At 30.6% G+C, this 22,228-nt stretch carries 20 protein-coding genes and 1 riboswitch; of the genes, 4 read left to right on the top strand and 16 right to left on the bottom strand.

Annotation, left to right across the window (positions count from 1 at the left end):
• Positions 1 to 141: 141 nt before the first annotated feature.
• Positions 142 to 1,032, bottom strand: a complete 891-nt coding sequence (locus L1S47_RS15900; RefSeq protein ID WP_238884614.1) for a metal ABC transporter solute-binding protein, Zn/Mn family — start codon at positions 1,030 to 1,032, stop codon at positions 142 to 144.
• Positions 1,033 to 1,220: 188 nt separating this feature from the next.
• Between L1S47_RS15900 and tsaE the strand changes: the two genes are divergently transcribed.
• Genes tsaE through rimI form a run of 3 tightly spaced genes read left to right on the top strand, consistent with a single transcriptional unit; the run spans position 1,221 to position 2,847 of the window.
• Positions 1,221 to 1,682: a tRNA (adenosine(37)-N6)-threonylcarbamoyltransferase complex ATPase subunit type 1 TsaE gene (tsaE, locus tag L1S47_RS15895; protein WP_202767990.1), complete on the top strand. Its 462-nt coding sequence runs from the start codon at positions 1,221 to 1,223 to the stop codon at positions 1,680 to 1,682.
• A complete protein-coding gene (gene tsaB, locus L1S47_RS15890; RefSeq protein ID WP_238884608.1) occupies positions 1,679 to 2,383 on the top strand; it encodes a tRNA (adenosine(37)-N6)-threonylcarbamoyltransferase complex dimerization subunit type 1 TsaB in 705 nt (234 codons plus the stop codon). Before tsaE ends, tsaB begins: the two co-directional genes overlap by 4 nt.
• Positions 2,383 to 2,847 carry a ribosomal protein S18-alanine N-acetyltransferase gene (gene rimI, locus L1S47_RS15885; RefSeq protein WP_202767992.1) on the top strand — a complete coding sequence of 155 codons (465 nt, stop codon included), beginning with the start codon at positions 2,383 to 2,385 and terminating at the stop codon, positions 2,845 to 2,847. Before tsaB ends, rimI begins: the two co-directional genes overlap by 1 nt.
• A 94-nt stretch (positions 2,848 to 2,941) precedes the next feature.
• Here rimI and L1S47_RS15880 read toward each other — a convergent pair whose 3' ends face one another.
• Both L1S47_RS15880 and L1S47_RS15875 read right to left on the bottom strand, forming a co-directional pair.
• Positions 2,942 to 3,514: an ECF transporter S component gene (locus L1S47_RS15880; RefSeq protein WP_238884603.1), complete on the bottom strand. Its 573-nt coding sequence runs from the start codon at positions 3,512 to 3,514 to the stop codon at positions 2,942 to 2,944.
• Between the two features lie 99 nt (positions 3,515 to 3,613).
• Positions 3,614 to 3,735: riboswitch (FMN riboswitch) on the bottom strand.
• Between the two features lie 58 nt (positions 3,736 to 3,793).
• A complete protein-coding gene (locus tag L1S47_RS15875; RefSeq protein WP_238884599.1) occupies positions 3,794 to 5,956 on the bottom strand; it encodes a Tex family protein in 2,163 nt (720 codons plus the stop codon).
• A 209-nt stretch (positions 5,957 to 6,165) separates the two neighbouring features.
• On the opposite strand from L1S47_RS15875, the gene L1S47_RS15870 reads away from it, so the two are divergent.
• Positions 6,166 to 6,654 carry a hypothetical protein gene (locus L1S47_RS15870; protein ID WP_238884597.1) on the top strand — a complete coding sequence of 163 codons (489 nt, stop codon included), beginning with the start codon at positions 6,166 to 6,168 and terminating at the stop codon, positions 6,652 to 6,654.
• Positions 6,655 to 6,715: 61 nt separating this feature from the next.
• Here the strand turns inward: L1S47_RS15870 and L1S47_RS15865 are convergent, their stop codons facing one another.
• From L1S47_RS15865 to L1S47_RS15805, 13 genes are all read right to left on the bottom strand, one after another.
• Entirely contained in the window at positions 6,716 to 8,113 is a 1,398-nt protein-coding gene (locus L1S47_RS15865; protein WP_238884592.1) for an FAD-binding oxidoreductase, read from the bottom strand.
• 4 nt (positions 8,114 to 8,117) lie between these two features.
• Positions 8,118 to 9,311 carry an electron transfer flavoprotein subunit alpha/FixB family protein gene (locus L1S47_RS15860; RefSeq protein WP_238884590.1) on the bottom strand — a complete coding sequence of 398 codons (1,194 nt, stop codon included), beginning with the start codon at positions 9,309 to 9,311 and terminating at the stop codon, positions 8,118 to 8,120.
• A gap of 12 nt (positions 9,312 to 9,323) precedes the next feature.
• Positions 9,324 to 10,112: an electron transfer flavoprotein subunit beta/FixA family protein gene (locus tag L1S47_RS15855; RefSeq protein ID WP_238884588.1), complete on the bottom strand. Its 789-nt coding sequence runs from the start codon at positions 10,110 to 10,112 to the stop codon at positions 9,324 to 9,326.
• Between the two features lie 27 nt (positions 10,113 to 10,139).
• Positions 10,140 to 11,663 (bottom strand): L-lactate permease, encoded by a 1,524-nt coding sequence (locus L1S47_RS15850; protein ID WP_238884587.1) that lies wholly within the window; start codon positions 11,661 to 11,663, stop codon positions 10,140 to 10,142.
• Between the two features lie 226 nt (positions 11,664 to 11,889).
• A complete protein-coding gene (locus L1S47_RS15845; protein ID WP_238884585.1) occupies positions 11,890 to 12,576 on the bottom strand; it encodes a FadR/GntR family transcriptional regulator in 687 nt (228 codons plus the stop codon).
• Positions 12,577 to 12,718: 142 nt separating this feature from the next.
• Positions 12,719 to 13,817, bottom strand: a protein-coding gene (prfB, locus tag L1S47_RS15840) for a peptide chain release factor 2 (protein ID WP_238884583.1) whose coding sequence is annotated in 2 segments (ribosomal slippage) — positions 12,719 to 13,738 and positions 13,740 to 13,817 — 1,098 coding nt in all. Because the reading frame shifts where the segments join, the coding sequence is not laid out codon by codon here.
• 166 nt (positions 13,818 to 13,983) lie between these two features.
• Positions 13,984 to 16,503, bottom strand: coding sequence for a preprotein translocase subunit SecA (secA, locus tag L1S47_RS15835; protein ID WP_238884581.1), 2,520 nt, complete (start codon positions 16,501 to 16,503; stop codon positions 13,984 to 13,986).
• A gap of 174 nt (positions 16,504 to 16,677) precedes the next feature.
• The gene (gene hpf / locus L1S47_RS15830) at positions 16,678 to 17,211 is read right to left on the bottom strand and encodes a ribosome hibernation-promoting factor, HPF/YfiA family (RefSeq protein ID WP_238884580.1); all 534 of its coding nucleotides are present in this window, start codon (positions 17,209 to 17,211) and stop codon (positions 16,678 to 16,680) included.
• Between the two features lie 442 nt (positions 17,212 to 17,653).
• Positions 17,654 to 19,990: a hypothetical protein gene (locus L1S47_RS15825; RefSeq protein WP_238884578.1), complete on the bottom strand. Its 2,337-nt coding sequence runs from the start codon at positions 19,988 to 19,990 to the stop codon at positions 17,654 to 17,656.
• Positions 19,987 to 20,355, bottom strand: a complete 369-nt coding sequence (locus tag L1S47_RS15820; protein ID WP_238884577.1) for a hypothetical protein — start codon at positions 20,353 to 20,355, stop codon at positions 19,987 to 19,989. The genes L1S47_RS15825 and L1S47_RS15820 overlap by 4 nt, the downstream gene beginning before the upstream one ends.
• Before the next feature lie 12 nt (positions 20,356 to 20,367).
• Positions 20,368 to 20,754 carry a hypothetical protein gene (locus L1S47_RS15815; protein ID WP_238884575.1) on the bottom strand — a complete coding sequence of 129 codons (387 nt, stop codon included), beginning with the start codon at positions 20,752 to 20,754 and terminating at the stop codon, positions 20,368 to 20,370.
• A 293-nt stretch (positions 20,755 to 21,047) separates the two neighbouring features.
• Positions 21,048 to 21,272 carry a hypothetical protein gene (locus tag L1S47_RS15810; RefSeq protein ID WP_238884573.1) on the bottom strand — a complete coding sequence of 75 codons (225 nt, stop codon included), beginning with the start codon at positions 21,270 to 21,272 and terminating at the stop codon, positions 21,048 to 21,050.
• Positions 21,260 to 22,162, bottom strand: coding sequence for a ParM/StbA family protein (locus L1S47_RS15805; RefSeq protein WP_238884572.1), 903 nt, complete (start codon positions 22,160 to 22,162; stop codon positions 21,260 to 21,262). Before L1S47_RS15805 ends, L1S47_RS15810 begins: the two co-directional genes overlap by 13 nt.
• Positions 22,163 to 22,228 lie beyond the last annotated feature (66 nt).

Raw genomic sequence — 22,228 nt, 5'->3', positions numbered from 1 at the left:
TTATATTATCATACTTTTTTTTAAGATGCAATAGTTTTTTAGCTTAAATATTATAATTGTTTATTTCTTGAAACATATTTTTAAAGCAGAAATTAATCTTCTGCTTTATCAATTTATAAATTATTAAATAAAATATTATATTTAATTACTTTCCTCTAAAGTTTTCAAGCTGTTATAGGTGTTATTGATGTTTTCTGTTAAGAGATCAGCAAATTCTTTATCCCCATTATATGTGTTTACCTTTATAAATATGGCACCTTTGGTTATCAATGAGTTTTTATAGCTTTCTATAGTCTCATCTTTTTCATAAAATACTATGAATGGCTTTATATCTTTTTTTTCGGTAATAATTTTACTTACTTTTTCACTGTCTAAAATATCTGACTTAGAATTTAGATATTTGCTATAGTATTCCAAGGTATTATCAGCATAATAAAAAGCTGTACCATTTATTTTTCTTATATTTTCAACATTCTTTGAATTGTCACTTTCAAATTTACTTACTATATCATTATAATTATCTTCATAATAATTTCTATTATCTAAATCATCAGTTTGCAATTCACTTTTTATATTAAATAATGCTATTTTATAGTTATCAAAATCCATCCAATAATATGGAATTTGTTTGCCATCCGAACTTTTCAAACCCTTTGTACCTCTTGATAAATCAATTATTCCAGTTTTCCCCTTATCAAGATTACTAATAAGATCTTTAGCCCATGGCTCAAACGCATCACTTGAATAAACAAACAGATTCATTCTTGAAATATTATTTACTATGTCGTCATTAAAGGTATAATTTTTTATCTCTTCTTGACTTTTTAGCAAAAATTCTACATTATGTCTGTCCTTAACCAATTTTTTTATCATAAGATACGTTGGTTTATTTGACGCCATTATATTTAAATAAGGAGCTCTTTCCTTGCTTGCATGATCAACTTTACTTGATACCACTGTTTGCGGGAAAATAAAAAGTCCTATAAACATTATTAAGTTTATTATAATTAAGGCAAAAGTTACCTTCTTCACTGTTTTCCCTCCTAATAACATATGGTTTTCTAGTATATTCTATAATAATATATGTATAATTTCAATTGATATATACTGGATGTAAGACTTTCTTAACTAATATGTAATATATTACCTTTCATTTTCTCTATAATTTGGATAAAATATAAGCTATAATAATTAAATAAACTATTTGAAAGGAGTCAATTATGGAGTATATTATTGATTCTGTAGAAAAAACTCTATCGCTTGGCGAAAAACTAGGTCAATTAGCTCAAGCGGGAGATGTTTTTTGTTTAACTGGAGATTTAGGTACCGGTAAAACACATATATCTAAAGGATTTGCAAAGGGACTTGGAGTAAATGAGGAAATAACCTCTCCTACTTTTAATATAGTAAATGAATATCATAGTGGTAGAATCCCTTTATTCCATTTTGATGTATATAGAGTAAGTGATTCTGATGAAATTATGGCAATTGGGTTTGATGAATATGTTTTCGGGAAAGGTGCTACATTAATAGAATGGGCTAATTACATAGAGGATATACTTCCTGAAGAATTTGTACATATTAATATAAAAAAAGTTCCTGAGCTTGGAGAAAACTATAGAAAGATTAGAATTAAAGCTTTTGGAGGCAGATTTAAAAATTTTGAGGAGAAAATTTTATGAAGATTTTAAGTATTGATTCCTCCACTTCTGTTGCTACTGTCGCACTTTTAGATAGTACAAAAGTTATTGGAGAATATAGTTTAAATGATAAAAAACAGCATTCTATTCTACTTTTGCCAATGATTGATAGATTATTAACAGATAATGAATTATCTGTTAATGATTTAGATGGATTCGTAGTTTCAGAAGGTCCTGGTTCCTTCACTGGTCTTAGAATTGGTCTTGCTACTATAAAAGGAATGAGTCAAGGAATTAAAAAGCCTTATGTTTCAATATCAAACTTAGATGGTCTTGCATACAATGTCATTACATTTAATGGCATCATTTGTCCTGTAATGGATGCATTAAGAGGAAATGTCTATACTGCAATTTACAAGTCAAGTAATGGCAATCTAGAAAGATTAAGTGATTACCTTATAATATCTCTTGAGGAGTTAGGCAATTTGCTAGATAAATATGATGAATCAGTTATATTTGTAGGTGATGGTACTTATAAATATGAAGAAGAGCTAAAAAACTTAAAAAGTAATGCTCATTTTCCACCCAAACATCTTAATTATACAAGAGCAGCTTCTTTAGGTGAGCTTGGATTAGAAAAATTATTACTTGGGGAAAAGGATGATATAAACAACTCAACCCCTTTATATCTTAGAAAATCTCAAGCTGAAAGAGAGTATGAAAGGAAATTAAGGTTAGACTAATGGAGGATATACCAGAAAATATTGAAATTGTTGAAATGAAATCAGCACATTTAGCTGATGTTTGCGAAATTGCAATCTTCTCTTTTCCAATACCTTGGAGCTATGATTCTTTTAATAATGAATTAAATAATAAGCTTGCAACTTATATAGTTGCAAAAAAAGATGAAAAAGTAGTTGGATTTGGTGGCATATGGGTAATCTTTGATGAATCTCATATAACTAATATAGCTGTACATCCAGATTATCGTAGCTTAGGAATAGGTGATATTTTGATGAAAGAGCTTTTAAAAAAATCCTATGACAAAGGCGCAAAAGATATTACCTTAGAAGTTAGACGATCTAATATAGTTGCACAAAACTTATATAAAAAATACGGCTTTGCTCAAGATGGAATTAGAAAAAAATATTATCAAGATAATGGCGAAGATGCAATTATTATGTGGAAAAGAGAAATTAAAGAGTAATTAATATTATAAAAACAAGGTCTAGATTTTATTTAAATCTAGACCTTTATTTTAGGGTTTTAAGTTCAACTGAAGTTTCCTAAAAAATCCTATATTATCTATATTCTGTTTTTCTAGCTTCACTATTTAATAAAGCTGATACTTGCTTATACAAAAGCAATGTTGGAACTGAAGCTGCTGCTCCTTTTATTAAGTTAAAAGGTAATGTTGCAGTTGCTATAAATGCTCCTAAATCACCTATTGGAACTTTAAATACATTAACATACATTGGTAGTAGTATAAAATAGTTTAGTAAAACTGCAACAACAGTCATTGCAATTACTGAAACAATTAGTCCAATTAAAGCACCACTAAATGTTCTCTTGTATTTATAAATTAATCCTGCTACTAATACCCAAGTTCCTCCAATTGCAAAATTAGCAAATTCTCCGATAAATGCAGATTGGCTTCCTTTTATTAGTGTATATAATATATTCTTAATTAATTCTATTACTACACCTGCTATTGGTCCTAATGCAAATGAACCTATTAAGGCCGGAATATCTGATAAATCAATTTTTAGAAATGGTGGAAAACCTGGTATTGGGAAATCAAAATACATTAGCACAAATGCCAAACCAGCTAGCAATGCTATTTTTATTTGTTTGTTTAACTTGGAATTATTCATTAATAATACGCCTCCTATATTTCTTCGGGGCAATATTAAGATAAACTAAAAAACCCTGAATCAAAATGATTCAGGGCGAAATAAACGTAGTTACCTAAATATTACCTTCTTCCATCCAGACTATACTGTCGGCTTCGGAGTTTCACCGAATCAACCTTAAATTTATAAGGGTCGCGGGCTATACCGCCGGTGGGGAATTACACCCCGCCCTGAAGATATTAATTTTTTCTTACCTTTATTATATAACTTTGTTTTATTTTTGACAAGTCTTTTATATTATTAATCCACATCTTTCATTGTTAATGATATTCTCTTTCTTTTCTCATCAACTTCTAAAATTTTAACCTTAATAATATCTCCTAATTTTACTACATCAAGTGGATGATTTATTCTTCTATTTGCCATTTGTGACTTATGAACTAATCCATCTTGATGAACTCCAATATCAACAAAGGCTCCAAAATCTGAAACATTTCTTACAGTTCCCATCAGTTCCATTCCTGGTTTTAAATCCTTAAGGTCAATAACTCCTGATTTAAATATTGGTTTTGGTAGTTCTTCTCTTGGATCTCTACCTGGTTTTTTAAGTTCTTTAATTATATCTTTTAATGTAGGTTCCCCAACTTCTAATTTTTCTGCTAATTCTTTTATGCCTGCTTTATCAGCTCTTTCATCTATATCAGCTAATTGGCCATTTTTTAATTCATTTTTATTGTATCCTAATTCTGCTATTAGTTTCTTAGCAATTTTATAAGATTCTGGATGCACTGAAGTATTATCTAAAAGTTCTTCACTTTCCATAACTCTTAAAAATCCTGCGCACTGTTCATATGCTTTTTGTCCTAATCTTTTTACTTTAAGTAATTCATTTCTGCTCTTAAACTTACCGTTTTCTTCTCTATAAGCCACAATATTTCCTGCTATACTTGAATTAATTCCTGATATATAGCTTAATAATGAAGGGGTAGCTATATTTAAATCTACTCCTACTTTATTAACCGAATCTTCAACTACACCTTTTAATGATTCATCTAATTTTTTTGGAGTAACATCATGTTGATATTGTCCTACTCCTATTGATTTTGTATCTATCTTAACTAATTCTGCTAGAGGATCCTGTAATCTTCTTCCTATAGAAATAGCTCCTCTAATAGTAACATCAAGATCTGGATACTCCTTTTGTGCTAACTCTGAAGCTGAGTAAACTGATGCCCCTGCTTCTGAAACTATACAATAAAATAATTCTCTACCAGTCTCATTCTTAATTTCAGTTATCATTCTAGCTATGACTTCTTCCGATTCTCTAGATGCAGTTCCATTCCCTAAGGATATAACTTCTACCCCATGCTTATTAATAAGTCCTTTAAGTGTTTTTATAGTTCCCTCAATATCACTTCTAGGAACTGTTGGATATACAGTAGCCTTCTCTAAAAACTTTCCTGTATCGTCTAATACTGCAACTTTACATCCTGTTCTAAAACCTGGATCATAGCCCATTACTACTTTTCCTTTTATAGGCGGCTGCATAAGCAATGCTTTGAGATTTTCCTTGAATATTCTTATTGCTCCCTCTTCACCTTTATCTGTAAGTTCACTTCTTATTTCTCTTTCAATTGATGGATATATAAGTCTCTTTATGGAATCCTTTATTGCATCTTCTAAATATTTATCAGTAGTTTTATTTCCTTTAAGAATCCTATTTTTAAAATATGTTATTATTTTTTCTTCTGGAGATACAACCTTTACGCTAAGAATCTTTTCTTTTTCTCCTCTATTAATGGCTAAAATTCTATGCGAAGGTATAAACTTAACTGCTTCAGAATATTCATAATACATTTCATAAGGTGTAGGGCTATCTGATGAGCCTTTTGTTTCTAAAGTACCTTCCCTAAATAAAAATTCTCTAAGCCATTTTCTATAATCTGCATTATCAGAAATTTCTTCAGCAATAATGTCCATTGCACCTTGCAATGCTTCTTGTACAGTATTTACTTGTTTCTCTTCGTCTATATACTTACTTGCCTCATCTAAAACATCTCCACTAAATTCTCCTGTAGAAATTACATCTGCTAGTGGCTTTAATCCCTTTTCTAAGGCAATAGTTGCTCTTGTTCTCTTTTTAGGTTTAAATGGTCTATAGATGTCTTCAACCTCTGACTGCGTTTCAGCTTTTAATATTTTGTTTTTCAGTTCCTCAGTTAGGTTTCCACCCTCATCTATTAACCTAATTACATCTGATTTTCTTTCTTCCAAATTTCTTAGATATATTAATCTCTCTTCAAATTTTCTTAATACTTCATCTGTTAATCCACCAGTTTTTTCTTTTCTATATCTAGCAATGAAAGGTACTGTATTACCTCCATCTAATAATTCAATTACACTCTCAACTTGAGGTAAACTTATTCTTAACTCTTTACTTAAAGTTTCTCTAATATTACTCATATGTCCTCCTTAAAATTCTATTCATATATTATTTTAGCTAAATGTAACAAATTATTCAAACTCTTAACATGATATTGTCACAATAGTCCTCTATATTTAGAAGCAGTAACCATTCTATTGGGTTTTAAGTTCAACTAATAATTTATTTATGTAAGAATAAATTAAGTTTCCTATAAAACCCCTACATCATAAAATTAAGGAGTGTTATAATGAAAAATAAGACTATATTAAGGAAAGCTATAATTCCGGCTCTTGTCCTAGGAATTACTGCAAGTATTTTAACTGGCTGTCAATCAAAAAATAATTCAAACAACAATAAGCAAGCTAATGGCAAAGGATATTTTAAGCAAGGTGGGCAAAGAATAGATCCAGAAGAAAGAAAAAAACAAATGCAAACTAATATTGATGCATTAGTAGCTGATGGAACCATAACAAAAGATCAAGGTACTAAGATAATAGATGCCTTAACTTCAAACACAAGAAATCAGAATGGGCAGGCAAATAATAGTAAGCAAGATAACAATAACTCTAATAATAGTAATAATAATTCCCAGAATGGCAACAAGGATAGACAAAGATCTAACCCATTAAGTAAATTAGTATCTGATGGGGTTATTACTCAAGATCAAGCCGATAAGGTTTTACAAAAGGTTATGGGGAACTTCCAAAGAGGAAATAACCAACCTACAACATCTTAAACTAATTTCTAGTTTAAAATAAAAAATGGAGGCATTACCTCCATTTTTTAACTTTAAAGAACTAAATAACTTTTCCTGGGTTTAAGATATTCTTAGGATCAAAAGCTTGTTTAATTCCCCTCATAATAATTAAGTTTTCTTCAGGTATTGCTTTTTTAAGATATGGTCTCTTAGCTAATCCAATGCCATGCTCTCCAGAAACTTGTCCTTTTAATTCTCTTCCTTTAGCATACATATCCTCCATAACATCTTGAAGTTTTTTGTTCCATGTTATTTCATCAAGTTCATCCTTCAAAATATATATGTGTAAATTACCATCTCCCGCATGTCCAAAACTTCTTATTCTTATCTCATGCTTTTCTTCTAGTTGATGTGTATATTTTATAAATTCTGCAACTTTATTTCTTGGAACTACAACATCCACTTCATCCATTTCAGTAGTAGAGGCTTTTATTGCTTCTAGGAAGGCTCCCCTAGCTGACCAAATAGATTCTTGTCTTTCTTCTGTATCAGAAATTAATACATCTAAAGCTCCATTTTCTAAACATATATTAGCTACCTTTTCATAACTAGCTTCTATTTCTTGCTTTGAGTTACCATCAAAAGTTAATAATAAATAAGCATCTGATTGAGAATCTGGGAACTTCTTTCCTAAAAATTCTTCTGCAGCTACTATTGCAGCTCTTTGCATAAATTCGATTGCTGTAGGAATAGTTTTAGATTTTATTATCTTCGGAACTGTCTCTATAGCTCTATCTAAATCAGGAAAAGGTATAAGTAGAGATATTGCTTTTTTAGGTAATGGTAATAATCTTAATATAGCTTTTGTTACAATTCCAAGTGTTCCTTCTGAACCCACTATTAGATCTTTCAATGCATATCCAGAACTATTTTTTACTACTTTTCCTCCTAAGTTTACTATTTCTCCATTTGGAAGTACTACTTCTAAACCTCTTACAAAATCTCTTGTTACTCCATATTTTACAGCTCTCATTCCACCAGCATTTGTGCTTATATTACCTCCGATAGTAGCTGTTTTTTCACCTGGGTCTGGTGGATAAAATAAATCAAATTCCTCAACATATTTTGATATTTCCATTAGTAGTACACCAGTTTCTAATGTAAGAGTCAAATTCTCTTCATCAAGCTCAAGTATTTTATTCATTTTAGATAAGTCAATTACTATTCCGCCATGTATTGGGACAGCAGCCCCAACTAATCCTGTTCCAGAGCCCCTTGGGGTAACTGCAATATTATTTTCGTATGCGTATTTCATAACCTTGGATACATCTTCAGTAGTTATAGCTTGAACTACTAAATCGGGCATTTTTTTAACTGCACCTAATTCATCGTGAGAATAATCCTCACCTATATTTTCTTTATATAAAACCCTCTCATCATCATTTATCATTCTTTTTATTTCTAAATAGTCTTGATTTTCAACTTTTTTATATTCCATGATATTATGCCTCCTTAGCTGATTTTATATTTTCAATAAGCTCTGGCACTATTTCATACATATCTCCAACTATTCCATAGTGAGCTACCCCAAATATAGGTGCCTTTTCATCCTTATTTATAGAAAATATAACGTCTGACTTATTCATACCTGCAGTAAATTGTACTGCCCCTGATACTCCACAAGTTATAATTAATTTTGGTCTTACAGTTCTTCCGCTTAATCCCACCTGCATTTTTGCATCTGCCCAACCTGATTCTATAAGCGGTCTTGTTACTGCAACTTCTCCACCTAAAAGCTCTGCTAATTCTTTTATCATGCTTAAGTCTTTTTGAGATTTAACTCCTCTGCCTGCTACAACTAGCACCTCTGCATCTGATATTCCAATTTCTGTTTCTTTTTTAAATACTTCTAAAACATTAATTGCTGATTTTAACTTTTCTTCTCCTATCTTGCAAGATATAATTTCTCCTGTACATTCTTCATTTCTTTCTGGTGCAACCATAACCTTGTATCTTACTGTTGCTAGTTGTGGTCTTGAGTTTGGAGTCACTATTTGTGCCATTATATTTCCACCAAAGGCTGGTCTTATTTGAACAAGATCGGTGTTTTCTTTAATATCAAGAATTGTACAATCAGCAGTTAACCCTGTTCTAAATCTAGCTGCTATTCTAGGTGCCAAGCTTCTGCCTACAGTAGTTGCTCCTACCAAAATAGCTGCTGGTTTAACATTGTTTATAAAGTCTTCAAAAGCAGCTGAATATGGTTCAATTCTAAATTCCCTTAAACTATCGTGATCATACACAAAAACCTTATCAACTCCATAATGTAATAGTTCTTGTGCTTTATCTTCAACATTATTTCCTATAAATACACAGTATACTTCTTGTTTAATCTTTTCTGCTAGCTCTCTTGCTTTTCCTATTAATTCAAAAGTTACAGGATGTATATCTCCTTCAACATGATCAACATACACTCCTATTCCTTTCCATAGATTTTTGTTAACTTCAGGTTTTTTTTCACCTTCCACATATTCAAATGCACCCTCAGGTCCTTTTTTTACGCACAATCTACACATTTTACAATTAGCATTTATTTCAACCTTATCATTTACTATTTCCATTGCTCCAAAAGGACACATCTTTATTACTTCATTTTTATCATTAATCTTTTCACTATGAACTACTAACTTTGCCATAATATATTCCCCCTATATAAATCTCAATTCCTTAAGAGTTTTCGCCATCTTTTTAACTATTTGTCCACTTTCATCTTTCCACATTTCTCTGTGACTATTTACTTCTGGTGGAAATATTCTTTCTACTTGAGTAGGTGATCCATTTAATCCATATTTCATCTCATCTTGATCTTCAAATTCTTTAAGTGAAATCATCTTTATCTCTTTATCTCTTGTTGCTACTTTTCTTTTAAAGGATGGTAACCTTGGCTCATTAATATCTTTTTCAACTGTTATTAGACATGGGAATTTTATTTCTGCTACTTCAATAGTATTAGGCATATCCATCTCAACTATTAAAGAATTATCTCTTGCTTCTTTTATCTTTCTAACATTTGATATATGTGGTAATCCAAGATATTCTGCCATCTCTGGTCCTACTTGCGCAGTATCTCCATCTGTAGTTTGCTTTCCGCAAATTATAATATCAAACTCTCCTAATTTTCTTACTCCTTGAGAGATTGTATAAGAGGTTGCTAATACATCTGCTCCTGCAAATTTTCTATCTGAGATTATAGTTCCTTCATCAGCTCCCATTGCATAGGCTTCTTTTATAACATCCATTGCTTGAGGTGGCCCCATTGAAATTACTTTTATTACTCCACCTAATTCTTCTTTTAATCTTATTGCTGTTTCTAAGGCATATAAATCATATGGGTTCATTTTAGTATCTATTCCATCTCTCTTTAATACGCCTGTAACAGGATCTACCTCTACTTTTGATGTTCCTGGAACTTGCTTAATACAAACAATAATATTCATTCTATATCTCCTCCATATAATTAGTATTTATACTCCTATTAGTCTTCCCCCTAGAAAAACTATGAGACCCAAAACGATTACGTAAACTAAACAGAACTTTAAAGTTGAATTTAATATTGTTCCTTCTTTACCACTCAATCCAGTTGCTGCTGTTGCTACTGCTATACTTTGTGGTGAAATCATCTTGCCAGCAGTTGCTCCAACTGTATTTGCTGCTGCTAGCCAATATGGATCAAGATTTAATCCTTTAGCCGCTTCAACCTGTAAGCCTCCAAATAAAACATTGGCTGATGTATCTGAACCTGTAACAAAAGTTCCTAAAGCTCCTATGATTGGTGCTATAAGTGGATATAGTGGACCTGTAATTGCAACTAATACTACAGCAATTGATTTAATCATCCCACTATACTGCATTACTTTTGCTAATGCTACTATTGATAATATAGTTATAAACGAAATACTCATTTGTTTTATTGTCTTAAATAATACCTTAGTAATTTCTTTAAATGAAAATCCTTGAATAAACCCTGCTAAATATGTTGCTATTATAATTAAAGTACCCGGAGCTGTAATCCATTGGAATGTGTAAGGTTTTCCTCCTACCCCATGATAAAGCTTTATTGATGTTTTAATTGATGCTAACGGTCCATTTATTGCTGAAATTAGCGGCGAAGCTAATAATATAAACGAAAATACCAATATGAAAGGTAACCACGCCATTAACCCTTTTTTAAAACCAATGGCTTCTGTATTCTTTTGTGCTTTATCTTTATGAAATATCTTTGCCCAAAGTATTGTTGCTCCCATAGAAACAACTGATCCTAATATTGCAGGAAGTTCTGCTCCTAAATATTTAGCTACTATCACTTGTGGAACTGCAAATGCTAGTCCAGATACTATAGAAATTCCTAAAACTCCATTAATGGCCTTAACACTCTTACCAGTTATCATAACTAATGCAATTGGCACTACAATAATGAGCGCAAATAGTTGCATTGAAACCGCATAAGATAAAGGTGCTACCTGAATTCCAGTTACATTAGCAAGTGTAGATACTGGTAGTCCAACAGCTCCAAACGCAGTTGGTGTTGTATTTGCCATAAGGCATATTACTGCTGCAAATACTGGTTCGAATCCTAACGCAACCATTATACTTGCTGGTATTGCAACTGCTGTTCCAAATCCTGCTACTGCCTCTAGAAATCCTCCAAATCCCCATGCTAGTATAAGTACCAATATTCTTTTATCTGTAGTTATACTTGTCATGATTTTTTTTATGACATCCATTCCACCCGTATGTAATGTAAGATTATAAGTAAATACTGCGGCTATTATTACAATCATGATAGGCCATAAACCCATGGCAAACCCTTCTAAGGTTGCACCAAATACATTTGTTATTGAAACTTTCCAAACTAAAACTGCTAATACTATTGTTATAACTAGTGCTATAGGGATTGCTTTATATCCTGGGATCTTTAATTTACCTAAGGATACCATTAGCCATATTATTGGTAATAAGGCTATTAAAAATAATACGTAATTATTCATATACTCCTCCCCCTAATATTGGTTCTACCAATATTAAAATTGGTCTGACCAATTCTTACAATTATATTGTAAACCTTTTCTCGCATGAATGGAATAATAAATAAAAATAAAACAAGGCTTTTTATTTTTTTTATTAAAAAGCCTTGTTTCAAATACAATATTACTATTTTATTAAAAATACTTATATTTTTTAAATAATTTATTAAAGTGACTGTTAAAAGATTAACTACATTTTGACAGATTGTTTTATTAAAGTATAATGTTGTTCCATTGCTTTAATTATCTTTTCTTCATCTCTGCTTCTTAATGCTAAGTATATACTTTCATGTATTTCAACTAATTTTCTATCATTCTTAAATAAATCTATAATTTGACTTCTATATTCCTTAATTGATATTTCTATTAATTTCGAAACAACATTTAAAACATTTATTATTAACTTATTTCTGCTTGTAGTTGTAATAAGGTTATGAAATTCTTTATCTAAAATGCTGCTTCTTTCCTCACTATCAGTTTCTTTCATTTCACTTATTATTGCTAGCAACCTATCCATTTCATAGTCCTTTATATTTTTAGCTGCCAATCTACAACATTCTAATTCTAGAACTTCTCTTAATTGAAATATATCCTTTGGACTACTTTCCTGTAGCATAAACATTACTGATAAAGGTTCAAATAACGATGTAGCAAAGTCATTTTTTATATAATTTCCTGCCCCTTGTTTGCTTTCAACTAGTCCAATTATTTCTAATGCTCTGATTGCCTCCCTTACAGAAGTTCTCGATACCTTAAGACTTTCAGCAAGTTCTCTTTCCGTTGGAAGTTTATCTCCTTTTTTCAATTCTCTTTTAAATACCATATCTTTTATACTATCTATAACCACTTCATAAGCCTTTGTATTTTTAACTTCCATAATTACTACCCTCTTTTATGTTTTCTTTACATATAGAATACCATATAAAAGATTTACTTCAAAGTTTATGAATAATGAAAAAGTCTATAAATGCTAAAAACGCTAGAAAATTTAAATCTAGCGTTTTTACTCTTAATTATTTTTAATTTTGACTTAAATATACATTAATAAAATCTTGGATATCTCCATCCATTACGCTATTAACATTGGATGTTTCATAATTAGTTCTATGATCTTTTACCATTGAATAGGGATGGAATACATATGATCTTATTTGACTTCCCCATCCCATGTCTTTAAGTTCTCCAGTTAAGTCTTCAATCTTCTCTTTATGAGCTCTTTCTTTTAATTCAATTAATTTTGCTTTAAGCATATTCATTGCTGTTTCTCTGTTTTGAATCTGACTTCTTTCATTTTGGCACTGAACTATTATTCCAGTTGGTATATGCGTAATTCTAACAGCCGATTCTGTTTTATTTACGTGCTGCCCACCTGCTCCACTTGCTCTATAGGTATCTGTCTTAAGATCCGTAGGATTTATTTCTATATCTTGTTCCTTCGTAAGCTCTGGCAATACTTCTACTGATGCAAAAGAAGTTTGGCGTTTACCATTTGCATTATATGGAGAAATTCTTACCAATCTATGAATTCCTTTTTCAGCTTTAAGATATCCATATGCAAATTCACCTTCAACTCTTAAGGTTACACTTTTAACTCCTGCTTCATCTCCAGGTAAATAATCTAGTGTCTCTAACTTATATCCTCTACTTTCACAGTAACGAGTATACATTCTTAATAGCATTTCTGTCCAGTCATTAGCGTCAGTTCCACCTACTCCTGTATGCAAGGTTAAAATCGCATTATTTCTATCATATTCTCCTGATAAAAGTATTTCTATTTTCAACTTTTCCACTTCATTGTTAAGCATATTAATTTCATTAATAGCCTCTTTTATAGTTTCATCATCATCTTCTTCTGCTAGTTCTATTAATACTTCTATATCTTCTACTCTAGAAAAAAGTGAATTAAAATATTCTATTTTGTCCTTAACTCTTTTAGCTTCTTGAGTTATTTCTCCTGCTTTTGCTATATCATCCCAAAAGCCTTTTTCTTGCATGTTTAATTCTAATTCCTGAAGCTTCTTATTTAAACCTGAAAGGTCAAAGTGAAGCCCCCATTTCCTCTAATATTTCTTTTATGACTTTAAATTTCGAAATAGAATTTTCTAGTTCTAAAATCATTTACATCACCGCTTTCTAACATTATTTATATTATAGAGTTTTAGGTTCAATTAATAACCTACTTATACATCAATAAACTAAGTTTCATATAAGACACTTTTTCTAACTTATCTCTTAATTCAAAGAAACTCAGCTAAGCTGAGTTTCTTTAACTAATTATTTATCCTTATATACTAGTTCTTCCATGGCAGTTCTTATATTTCTTTCCTGAACCACATGGGCAAAGATCATTTCTTCCAACCTTCTTTTCTTTCTTAACTGGTTGTTTCTTTGTTTCTTCCTCTTCACCACCATGAGAAGCACCTGTAACTTCTGCAACTCTTTCTCTTTCTGGTGCTTTTTCTACTCTTACATGGAATAACATTCTAACAGTTTCAAGTTTAATATTTTCAATCATTTCATCGAACATATTAGAACCTTCAAATTGATATGCTTGAGTAGGGTCTTGTTGCTTATATGCTCTTAATCCTATACCTTGTTTTAAGTGATCCATACTATCAATATGATCCATCCACTTTGTATCTACAGCTCTTAATAAAATAATTCTTTCAACTTCTCTCATTTGCTCTTCGCCAAATTCAAGTTCTTTTCCAGCATATATCTCATTAGCTTTTGATAATAGAGTTTCTTTTATTTCCTCATTTGAAAGTTTAGCTAACTCATCTACAGTAAAGGTTCCATGTGGAATGCATATGTCTTCTAAATATACTAAAAGATTCTTCACTTGAGTATCTATATCATCTTCCGCATTAACTAAATGTGCATCTACAGAAGCATGAATAAGTTCTCTAGTCATATCCATAACTTCAGTCTTAACATTCTCACCTTCTAAAACTTCAGCTCTTTGTTTGTAGATAATTTCTCTTTGCATATTCATAACATCATCGTAGCCAAGTAATGTTTTTCTTATATCAAAGTTATTTCCTTCTACTTTCTTTTGAGCATTTTCTATAGATTTTGAAACCATTTTACTTTCTATAGCTTCATCTTCTTTTAGACCAAGTTTGTCAACCATTGGAGCAATTCTCTCAGATCCAAATATTCTCATTAAATCATCTTCAAGAGAAATATAGAATCTTGAAGATCCTGGGTCTCCTTGACGTCCAGATCTACCTCTTAACTGATTATCTATTCTTCTTGATTCATGTCTTTCAGTACCTATTATTTTTAATCCGCCAAGCTCTGTAACACCTTCACCAAGCTTAATATCAGTACCTCTACCTGCCATGTTAGTTGCTATAGTAACCATTCCTCTTTCACCAGCATGAGTAATGATTTCTGCTTCTTGCTCATGATACTTAGCATTAAGAACTTGATGAGGGACTCCTCTTTTCTTTAATAAAGATGAAAGTAGTTCAGATTTTTCAATACTTACAGTACCTACTAGAACTGGTTGACCTGTCTCATAAGTTTCTGCAATCTCTTCAACTACTGCCATAAACTTACCTAATTCACTTTTATACACTAAATCTGGATGATCCATTCTTGCTATTGGCATATGTGTAGGTATAACTATAACATCTAGCCCATAGATTTCTCTAAATTCTATTTCTTCTGTTAATGCAGTACCTGTCATACCAGAAAGTTTTTCATATATTCTAAAGTAGTTTTGGAATGTTATTGTTGCAAGTGTTTTAGATTCTCTTTCTACTTTTACTCCTTCTTTTGCTTCTATTGCTTGATGAAGACCATCAGAGTATCTTCTACCTTCCATAAGTCTTCCAGTAAATTCATCTACTATTATAACTTCTCCATCTTTAACCATGTAATCTTTATCTCTTTTCATTACATAGTTAGCTTTAAGAGCTTGAGTTATATAGTGCTGTAATTCCATATTCTCTGCATCAGCATAGTTTTGCACTTGAAATGCACCTTCTGCCATCTTAACGCCTTCTTCTGTTAACATCGCAGCATTTGCCTTTTCATCAATTGTGTAGTGCTCTTCAAACTTAAGCTTTTTAACAAAGAAATCTGCTATTTTATAAAATTCAGTAGACTTCTCTCCTGCCCCTGAAATAATAAGTGGAGTTCTTGCCTCATCTATTAGTATTGAGTCAACCTCATCTACAATAGCAAAGTTTAATTTTCTTTGAACTCTTTCTTCTTTGTAAATTACCATATTATCTCTTAAGTAATCAAAACCAAACTCATTGTTTGTTCCATAAGTTATATCTGAATTATATGCTTCTCTTCTTTGATCATTGTTTAGTTCGTGAACAATAACTCCAGTGGTTAACCCAAGAAATTCATATACATTGCTCATCCAGTCTCTATCTCTTTTTGCAAGGTAATCATTAACTGTAACTATATGAACCCCTTTTCCAGTTAAAGCGTTTAAATAAGCTGGTAAGGTTGCCACTAATGTTTTACCTTCACCAGTTTTCATTTCTGAAATTCTTCCTTGGTGTAGTACTATACCACCAATTAATTGTTCTCTATAATGTTTAAGTCCAATTGTTCTCCAAGCTGCTTCTCTTACTACTGCAAATGCTTCAGGTAAAATATGATCTAAAGATTCTCCATCTTCTTGTACTCTCTTTTTAAATTCATCAGTTTTTGCTCTAAGTTCTTCATTACTTAGTGCTTCCATTTCTGGTCCTAATTCATCTATCTTGTCAACTATAGGTTTAATTCTTTTTACTTCCCTATCGCTATAGCTTCCAAAGACCTTACTAATTATCCCCATATTTATCCTCACAATCTTCTATTTATTTTATAATTCTACCTATATATTATAGCATTGACTACACATTTTGCAAGGTTTTGGTCAATCCAATAATTATTTTATAATTTTTATATCAGAATTTAAAAACTCAGCTTTCGCTGAGTTTTATTATAAATATAATTTTTTACGTATGTTTTAAAATTCTGCTTCAATTAAACCATATTGACCATCTTTTCTCTTATATACAACATTCATGTCATTTGTCTCTCCATCTTGATATACAAAGAAATTATGTCCTAATAGTTCCATTTGTAATATAGCTTCTTCAGTTGACATTGGCTTTACATTGAACCTTTTTGTCTTAACAACTTTGAATTCTTGTTCATCTTCTTCTGGAATTGATTCAAAGTTAACATATCTTAGTGAGTCAGCTCCACCATGAGATCTCCTAGAAATTTTTGTTCTTTGTTTTCTAATTTGTCTTTCTAGCTTCTCTTCAACTAAATCTATTGACCTATATAAATCATCTGTTGATTCTTCTCCTCTAAGTATAATTCCATTAAAAGGAATGGTTACTTCGATAGTTTGTCTATTCTTTTGTACACTTAAGGTTGCTCTAGCTTCAACATCTGGATTAAAATACTTTCCTAACTTGGAAATCTTCTTTTCAACAGTGTCTTTTAATGCTTGTGTTAATTCAATATTTTTTGCAATTACAGTTACTTTCATAAGGTCAACCCCCTCTTATACTTTAACTCTTATATTAAGAATTAAGTACTTGTTTGTTAATATTATTTTACAATTATTTTTACATAATATCAATACGAATTTTCTGAATTTACAGAATATTTAGTGAGTTTAGGTTGTGAAATCTCCTTTTTTCTTGCTTTTTCCCCTTTATAGGACATTTATTGCGTATATTACGGTAAATAAAAAAACAGCCTATAATAGACTGTTATCTAACATTATATATTGTAATAAAGCTAGTTGACCTGGTTTTTGACCCCACACTCGCCTTATGGCTCGATTAATATTAATCTTAATTATATCTTTCTGTAACTACTGATTTTACTTATGTTTGCAACTATATCAAACTATATTGAAATACATCTTTCTATAACTAATGTGGGAATCATGTGGGAATTCCCACATTACTCTTTTAATTTAGTATTTAACTCATTTTTATAGGTGATGGCAGCTTACTTATAAATTTATTCCATCCATTCTTATACTTTATTAGATTTAAAGCATGAAATTCTTTTAGGTTCATCATATCTTCATAGACATATGGATCAAGTTCATTTTTAAATACATCATAATTTACTTTATCTGATCCATGCATGAAAATGTAACTTCCTTCACTTTTTAAAATTGGAGCTATCTTCAATTGATTAAAATTGTGGCAACTAAAGATATATCTATTTCCAAACTTTCTGGCTTGCTCTAGTGTTTCACCTATTAGTTGTTCTGCAATTGGTACCTGGTATAGTTCATCTATAATTATATTTACTGGATCTACTTTATCTTCGTTACTTCCTCTTATCTGCGCAGCAAGCCAAGTTTTGCTAATAAAGTATGTTGCACAAACATTTCTGCTTATCGGGGTAGAAAATTTAATCTGTGGCATCATTACTAGGATTATATTTTTATCATTTATAGCTTGAACAAAATTAATATTTTCCTTACAACTCTTATAATACATATGTTTTAATTGCATGTTAGACTTAAGTTTGATTATTCTATCCATTATATATGAAATACTATTGGTCTTAGTTCCTATAATGCTGCCATCCTTTCCGATATCATCTAATTCACTTAAGGTTTGTATGTCTCCTGATAGTTCGTGCCTAATAATTTCATGTTGTTTATTAATGTAATCAATATATTCTTTTCTCTTCTTATAATCCTCTAAGCACTCTACTACATTAGACATATTCATATATGGTTGAATATGAACTATATTTGCTGCTGCCAAATAGAATTTTAACATTCTTCCTGAAAGCGGTTCTGGATTACAACTATCAATTAAACACACATCTTGTTCTGTTTGCATTGAAGAAGATTCTAGTATATCGTATGGATCCATGCTATCAGTCACAATTTCATTGTAGCCAAGTCCTTGTATCTGCTTATGATCCCCACAATTTATTATAATCAAATCCTCTTTTGGGATTAATTTGATTAGCTCTCTACAAACCTCATTATTTTTAATATAGTCAATTACTATACAAGCTTTCTTTGCTTTCCAACTTTCATAAGCTTTATTTATTAGTAATGTACTTTTCCCGCTTCCTTCTGGACCACAAAGAGTTACTGGCAAATTCCCATATAGAGGATCACTAGGTAAATATGCATTCTGTATTATATCTTTATATTTAACTTCGCCTAATAACATATACCCATTTTGAAGTTCCGGAATAACAGCCTCTTCAAGTACATCTATTCTTTCAATATTTTTATGCTTTAGTAAGAGTTCTCGTCCAGGTAACTCAAATAAATTTTGTATTTCATCAACTGACATTTTATTTGATACTACTTTCTTAATCTTAAAATCCTCAATAGTATATTTTGTTTTTACTTTTTTATATTTCAGCTCATTATCTTCATTTATTGTTTTAAAACTTTCGCAGATAGATGTAATATTATTTTTTTCTCGTATCTTATCTTTACTTTCTGATAATGCTAATATCTGAGTATTTATTATTGAGTTTTCTTTCTTTTTAATTGTAGCTTCACTTAGTTTTAAGTCCTTTATCTTTGTTATAGCTACTTCAGATAAAGTTTTATTCTTGGTGTTTTTACCTCCAAGAAACTCAGTGAAAGTTCCTAATAGTATATCTAATATATTAAATGCTAAGTATATAGTTAATTTTAAATAATAACTGCTTGAGCTTTTCTCTTTATCTAATGGTTTGTTTAGCTTGATTTTATCTATAGTTTCAGTAAACTCCTTTTTCCATCCTTTTTGGCTCCATGGCATCAAATTATATATAATTCCTACTTTATCATCATCTTGTAATATATCTATAACATTCAGTATTGAGTTTAATGGCTCATTACACTTTTTATTTATATCCAAGCTTAAAGCATCCTCTTTTGCATATGCAATCTCATATTGTATTGCTTTTTCAGAAAATAAAGGAATACTGTCTACTCTTTTTATTGTAGCCTTAGGCCATGTATTACTTAATTTTTCTTTTATTAGTTTTTCTGCAAACTCTGGTATTATGAAATAGAATTGAACTGTGTTTCTACTTATATAAATATAAAATGTTACTTTGCATAGATCTTCTATCTCCCAAGCTTTATTAACTTTATGAATTCTAGCTTGTATCGGCTTGTAAAGTGAAACAATCGCTTTTGCTATATTCGCACTATTGTAATTTCGTATTGATGTATCAGGAGTAATCTTTATATAGATATACTTTTGATTTATAACCTTGAAGTACTCGCTTAGCTTTAAAGTCTGTTTATTTTTAAAACAATCTATTATTTTAACGCTTTTCATATAACCATTCCTAGCATTCTAATTATTACATATCCTGCTATTGAACCCTGTACCCATAATCCCGCTTTTTTATATCCCATAGCATATGCAATAATGCCTCCACAAACTATGATGATACATATTACACCAAATATTGAAAATATATAATGAAATATCACCGCTGGATGTGCTATTGAGTAACCTATTTTACCTATAAAATTAATTACTTTGCCAATATTTTTATTGAATGAATCCATTGTGTCAAAGAAACTCTGCATCTGATCTGCTCCAGGTATTTTTGATACATCAAATACTGGTTCTTTCAAAGTGTTTTTAAGCTCTCCATAAGGTGATTTATTTATTAATTCTATTACATTTAATAACATGCTTTTCCTCCTTTACTTAGCTAAACTGTCTACCCAGCCAAATATTTTAAGAATAAATACTATGACCGCCCAAGCACTTAAATATTTAACCAATATTTTTGATATATCCTTTATAGAGCTATCATTCAGCTCTTTTAGAATATCTCGCACAGTGAAACAAGCTAAGACAAACATAGATATTGTTTTTAAAACTTTCCAAACTGAGTATCCTATGCTAGTAATCCCACTTACTCCTTTTTCTAGCTCATCCGCATAAGCTACTGTATATGAAAGTGGTGTAGGTAAAACGCAATACGTAACCATTATTCCTGCAGTAATGCTTGCTGTTCTATATAAACACTTTTTTAGTAATTCCTTTTTTCTATCTTTAGTTGCACAGTAAAAGAATACAACTTTCATTTCTCCTCCTTGAATAAATTACTTATAATTGGCAAAAATACTTTTGAGGTGATTTATATGTCTCTAGGATTTGTTATAACAGCGTTAGTTGTTATTGGAATAGATGCAATAATAACTTTTTGCTATTAATTAAGAATTTATGAATATTTAAAAATCAGATTAAATTTAGGCATATTTTTATATTTGACATGCATAAGCTTTAGTGAAGCTAATAAGCGAAGCGTTGTAGTGAGATAAAGCAATAGGGATAGTCTAACCATCGTAAGGTTAGGCTATTTTTTTATTAAAAATGTTCATAAATCAAATATTTCTGATATCTCATCCTTAACTGTTTCATTTCTTTTTGTATCAATAAGCTTAATTTCATTTTGCTGATTCTTTCCTCTAACTAGTAAATCTATAAGAATATCTTTAACAAATGCAGCAGCAGAACTTTTTCTTGAAAGAATTTTAGATAACTCCACTTCTTCTGGATTTTTCTTTTTAAAACTAATTGTAATAGGTCTTAATTCTTCCATAATTGTTCACCTACCTTTTCAAACCCTTTAGCATTACTAAATATATCATTTACTACTATTATTCCCTTGATTTCTCTTCTAAAAAAACCTTGTAATAATATACCTCCACCGCCACACAAGATACATTTTGATGTTCTTATAGGGTAATTTAGTCTTAACTCACCCATTATACGGCCTACGTACTTTTCAAAAACTGCTTTAGTGAATTTTATATCTGCTTTTTCCCCATCTACTTCTAACCCGTCTCTTAATATTTTGGGTGCATCTTCTTTTATTTTATCAAGCCCCCACTTATCATTAATTTCTTTAATAAAATCACTATAAATATTAACTATTCCGGCAGGTAAAGTTATAAAATTTATTAGTTTTCGCTTTCCATTAACAATTGAATATTGAGCAATATCAGTTGTCCTGCCACCTATATCTATAAGTATAAGGTCAAGATTTCCTATGCTCAGCTTAATCTCATTAGATAAGCTATAATAAGTCGCAAGGCTTTCTGGGAATACTGCACACTCTGAAATAATGATGTTCTTTGTTTGTCCATTAAGCTTAAATTTTTGAATTCTATTATCCATAATTAGTTGCTGTAGTCTATCCCTATCAGTTTTAAATTGTTGTATAGGTAGACCAACTACTACCTGGTTCACTTCATCATTTGTACTTAATGCTATTGAAGTAAAAATATTAATTAATGTATCCTCTCTAGTAGCTTTTAGATAGTTTGTTTTAAATTCACCTTGCCCTAAAGTGCACTTGGTCCCTTGAAATTCTACTCTTAGGTTTTCTATATCTTCATATAAACGTGGATCAGTAGATATTCTGTTTTCATAGATAATATTTTTTGAAGTCTTAATGTTTATATTTCCATTATCAAATCCTATTATCATTCACTCACCTTCCTAAATTTCTTAAATTTTATTGTTTTTTCGTTTTTCTAATATATCTATATGCAC

Origin of the sequence: Clostridium sp. YIM B02551 (genome assembly GCF_022324735.1) — a bacterium.
Taxonomy (GTDB): Bacteria; Bacillota; Clostridia; order Clostridiales; family Clostridiaceae; genus Clostridium_T; species Clostridium_T paridis.
This window is presented reverse-complemented; position numbering and strand designations above follow the sequence as displayed.

Bases quoted from the DNA above. Each gene is read 5' to 3' on its own strand.
- tsaE (WP_202767990.1), top strand. From the start codon at position 1,221: ATGGAGTATATTATTGATTCTGTAGAAAAAACTCTATCGCTTGGCGAA.
- tsaB (WP_238884608.1), top strand. From the start codon at position 1,679: ATGAAGATTTTAAGTATTGATTCCTCCACTTCTGTTGCTACTGTCGCA.
- rimI (WP_202767992.1), top strand. From the start codon at position 2,383: ATGGAGGATATACCAGAAAATATTGAAATTGTTGAAATGAAATCAGCA.
- L1S47_RS15880 (WP_238884603.1), bottom strand. From the start codon at position 3,514: ATGAATAATTCCAAGTTAAACAAACAAATAAAAATAGCATTGCTAGCT.
- L1S47_RS15875 (WP_238884599.1), bottom strand. From the start codon at position 5,956: ATGAGTAATATTAGAGAAACTTTAAGTAAAGAGTTAAGAATAAGTTTA.
- L1S47_RS15870 (WP_238884597.1), top strand. From the start codon at position 6,166: ATGAAAAATAAGACTATATTAAGGAAAGCTATAATTCCGGCTCTTGTC.
- L1S47_RS15865 (WP_238884592.1), bottom strand. From the start codon at position 8,113: ATGGAATATAAAAAAGTTGAAAATCAAGACTATTTAGAAATAAAAAGA.
- L1S47_RS15860 (WP_238884590.1), bottom strand. From the start codon at position 9,311: ATGGCAAAGTTAGTAGTTCATAGTGAAAAGATTAATGATAAAAATGAA.
- L1S47_RS15855 (WP_238884588.1), bottom strand. From the start codon at position 10,112: ATGAATATTATTGTTTGTATTAAGCAAGTTCCAGGAACATCAAAAGTA.
- L1S47_RS15850 (WP_238884587.1), bottom strand. From the start codon at position 11,663: ATGAATAATTACGTATTATTTTTAATAGCCTTATTACCAATAATATGG.
- L1S47_RS15845 (WP_238884585.1), bottom strand. From the start codon at position 12,576: ATGGAAGTTAAAAATACAAAGGCTTATGAAGTGGTTATAGATAGTATA.
- secA (WP_238884581.1), bottom strand. From the start codon at position 16,503: ATGGGGATAATTAGTAAGGTCTTTGGAAGCTATAGCGATAGGGAAGTA.
- hpf (WP_238884580.1), bottom strand. From the start codon at position 17,211: ATGAAAGTAACTGTAATTGCAAAAAATATTGAATTAACACAAGCATTA.
- L1S47_RS15825 (WP_238884578.1), bottom strand. From the start codon at position 19,990: ATGAAAAGCGTTAAAATAATAGATTGTTTTAAAAATAAACAGACTTTA.
- L1S47_RS15820 (WP_238884577.1), bottom strand. From the start codon at position 20,355: ATGTTATTAAATGTAATAGAATTAATAAATAAATCACCTTATGGAGAG.
- L1S47_RS15815 (WP_238884575.1), bottom strand. From the start codon at position 20,754: ATGAAAGTTGTATTCTTTTACTGTGCAACTAAAGATAGAAAAAAGGAA.
- L1S47_RS15810 (WP_238884573.1), bottom strand. From the start codon at position 21,272: ATGGAAGAATTAAGACCTATTACAATTAGTTTTAAAAAGAAAAATCCA.
- L1S47_RS15805 (WP_238884572.1), bottom strand. From the start codon at position 22,162: ATGATAATAGGATTTGATAATGGAAATATAAACATTAAGACTTCAAAA.